The sequence below is a fragment of the Ramlibacter sp. genome, from assembly GCF_036383835.1.
Lineage (GTDB): Bacteria > Pseudomonadota > Gammaproteobacteria > Burkholderiales > Burkholderiaceae_C > Ramlibacter.
Genome location: NZ_DASVNN010000148.1, coordinates 1 through 2,818 on the forward strand (window position 1 = coordinate 1; position 2,818 = coordinate 2,818).

The following is a 2,818-nucleotide window of genomic DNA, read 5'->3' on the forward strand; positions in this document are numbered from 1 at the left end:
CTGCTCCGTTGCGCGGCCGCTCTGTCGGCGGCCGCCGTCCTGCTTGCCGGCTGCGGCGGCGGCGGGGGTGGGGACGGCGGAGGTGGGGGCGGCGGCGGTGTCGCACCCGAGTTCATCCAGCCCACGACGCCGCTCGGCTCCTCGCGCCAGTACTCGCAGGCGGTCGCCGGCTGCTCCCTGGACACGCAGAAGAAGTTCGTACGCAGCTACCTCGACGAGGTGTACCTCTGGTACAACGAGATCGTCGACGTCGACCCCAACGCCTACAACAACGTCCCGGATTACTTCAACGCGCTGCTGGTGCGCACGCCGGATGTGAACGGGCAACCGAAGGACCGCTTCAGCGCCGTCATCCCGGCCGCCCAGGCCCGCAACCTGGCGCAGCAATACGCGGTGCACCAGGCTGCCGAGGCGCTCACGAAGGATGGCCCCGGCACGGTCCTGAAGTCGCACACCAACACGGTCCCGGTGACCAACGTGGTGGCCAGCACCAACGGCCGGCAGGTCGGCTACATCCTGTTCAACTCGCACGACCTGGGCGCCCAGGACGACCTGATCGCCGCCTTCCAGCAACTGCAGGCGGCTGGCGTGCAGGACCTGATCCTGGACCTGCGCAACAACTCGGGCGGTTTCCTGTACATCGCCCTCACTGCCGCGTCCATGATCGCGGGCCTGTCCAGCGAAGGGCAGGTCTTCGAGCGGCTGCAATACAACGACAAGCGCGCGGCGCTGACGGCCTCCAGCGCCCTGCGCTTTTCCTCGCGCGTGCAGTTCGCCGAGCCGGACTCCCCGGTCGGCACGCCCTTGCCGCAGCTCGCGCTGCCTCGCGTGTTCATCCTGACCAGCGGCAATACCTGCTCGGCGAGCGAATCGATCATCAACAGCCTGCGCGGCATCGGCGTGCAGGTGGTGCGCATCGGCGACACCACCTGCGGCAAGCCCTACGGTTTCACGGAGAGGGACAACTGCGGCCTGGCCTTCTTCCCGATCGAGTTCAAGGGCAGCAACGCCCAGGGCTTCGGCGACTACACGACCGGTTTCCAGCCGACCTGCCGCATCGCCGACACCGGCGCCACGCCCGGCAGCGCCACCGACCCGCTGTACAACGGCGCGCTGTTCTACATCGACAACAACGCCTGCCCCGCCGGCACCTTCTCCGGCGTGCAGAGCGCCGCCTCGCCGCTGCTGTCCGGGACCGTCGGCACGAGGCCGAACCGGCCCTCCTGGGCCGGCCGCGTGCTGCTGTCCACGCAGCAGTCGGAGCGTTGACCGCCGCCGCCATGCAGCCACTGCGCGCGTGGCCCGCGGCCGCGCGCGCGCGCATCGCCGGCGTGCTGACCGACATCGACGACACGCTCACGACCGAAGGCGTCGTCGGCGAGGAGGTCGTGCGGGCCCTGCAGTCGCTGGCCGATGCCGGGCTCCACGTCATCCCGATCACCGGGCGGCCCGTCGGCTGGAGCGAGCCTTTCGCCCGGGCCTGGCCGGTGGACGCGATCGTGGCGGAGAATGGCGCCGTCGCACTGACGCACCGCTCGCCGGCCGAGCCCTTGCGCAAGCTGTACATGCAGGACGCCCCGCTGCGCGCCGCGAACTTCGCGCGCATGCAGCAGGTCGCCCGGCGCATCGTGCGCGAAGTGCCCGGCGCGACGATCTCGCGCGACAGCGGCGGCCGCGAGACCGACATCGCGATCGACCACGGCGAGTTCGCGCACCTGCCGCAGGAAGCGATCGATCGCGTGGTGGCGCTGATGCGCGCCGAAGGCATGAACGCCACGGTGAGCTCCATCCACGTCAACGGCTGGTACGGCGGCCACAACAAGCTGGCGGGCGCGCGCTGGGTGGTGCGCGAGCTGCTCGGACGCGAGCTCGACGCCGAACTGGATCGCTGGGTGTACGTCGGCGACTCCACCAACGACGTGCTGATGTTCGAGCACTTCCCCCACGGCATCGGCGTGGCGAACATCCGCCGCTTCGAGCAGCAGCTGGCGTTCAAGCCGCGATATGTGACCGAAGGGGAACGCGGCGCGGGGTTTGCGGAAGTGGCGCGGGCGATCCTCGACGCGCGCTGATCATGCATCGTAGGGTGGGCAAGCTCCGCTTGCCCACCATTGGGCTCCGGACACGCCGCGATGGTGGGCAAGCAAAGCTTGCCCACCCTACAAGAAGGCGGTTTCCGTCATGCCGGGTCCCGCTGCCCGCGATGCGCGCGGCAGGCATCGGCGAAGGCCTCCAGCGTGCGCTGGTAGAACGGGTGGCGCTCGTGCCGCCATTCGGGATGCCACTGCACGCCGAAGGCGAAGGCCGGCGCGCCCTGCACGCGCACGCCCTCGACCAGCCCGTCGGGCGCAAGGGCTTCGGCGACCAGGCCTTCGCCCAGGCGCTTGAGGCCCTGGCCGTGCAGCGAATTGACCTTCACCCGCGTGGCGCCGGCCCATTGCGCGAACGCGCTGCCCGGTTCCAGCAGCACGTCATGGCGCTCGGCGAACTGTTCTTCCAGCGCCTCGCCGTCCGGTTCGCGGTGGTCCAGCATGCCCTCGCGCGCGTGCACGGCCTGGTGCAGGCTGCCGCCGAGCGCGACGTTGATCTCCTGCAGGCCGCGGCAGACGCCGAACAGCGGCACGGCCTTGGCGAGCGCCTCGCGCACCAGCCGCATGGTCAGCTGGTCGCGGCGCGGATCGAGCAGGTCGGTCGGCAGCGCGGTTTCGCCGAAATGCGTGGCCTCGACGTTGGAAGGCGAACCCGTGAGCAGCACGCCGTCGACCAGCGGCAGCAGGGTGGGCACGTCCTCGGCTTGCGCCATCGGGAACAGCACGGG

3 protein-coding genes are annotated in these 2,818 nt (G+C 70.4%); 2 read left to right on the forward strand and 1 reads right to left on the reverse strand.

Translation table 11 applies throughout. The features are described from left to right. The coding region (locus VF522_RS23050; protein ID WP_330910674.1) for a S41 family peptidase at nucleotides 1-1,269 on the forward strand (1,269 nt) is incomplete at its 5' end. Between the two features lie 11 nt (nucleotides 1,270-1,280). After that, on the forward strand, nucleotides 1,281-2,072 hold the full coding sequence (locus VF522_RS23055) for an HAD-IIB family hydrolase (RefSeq protein ID WP_330910675.1): 792 nt from the start codon (nucleotides 1,281-1,283) through the stop codon (nucleotides 2,070-2,072). Between the two features lie 107 nt (nucleotides 2,073-2,179). On the opposite strand, the gene VF522_RS23060 is transcribed toward VF522_RS23055, so the two are convergent. Further along, nucleotides 2,180-2,818: gamma-glutamyl-gamma-aminobutyrate hydrolase family protein (locus VF522_RS23060; protein WP_330910676.1), on the reverse strand; the 639-nt coding region annotated here is incomplete at its 5' end.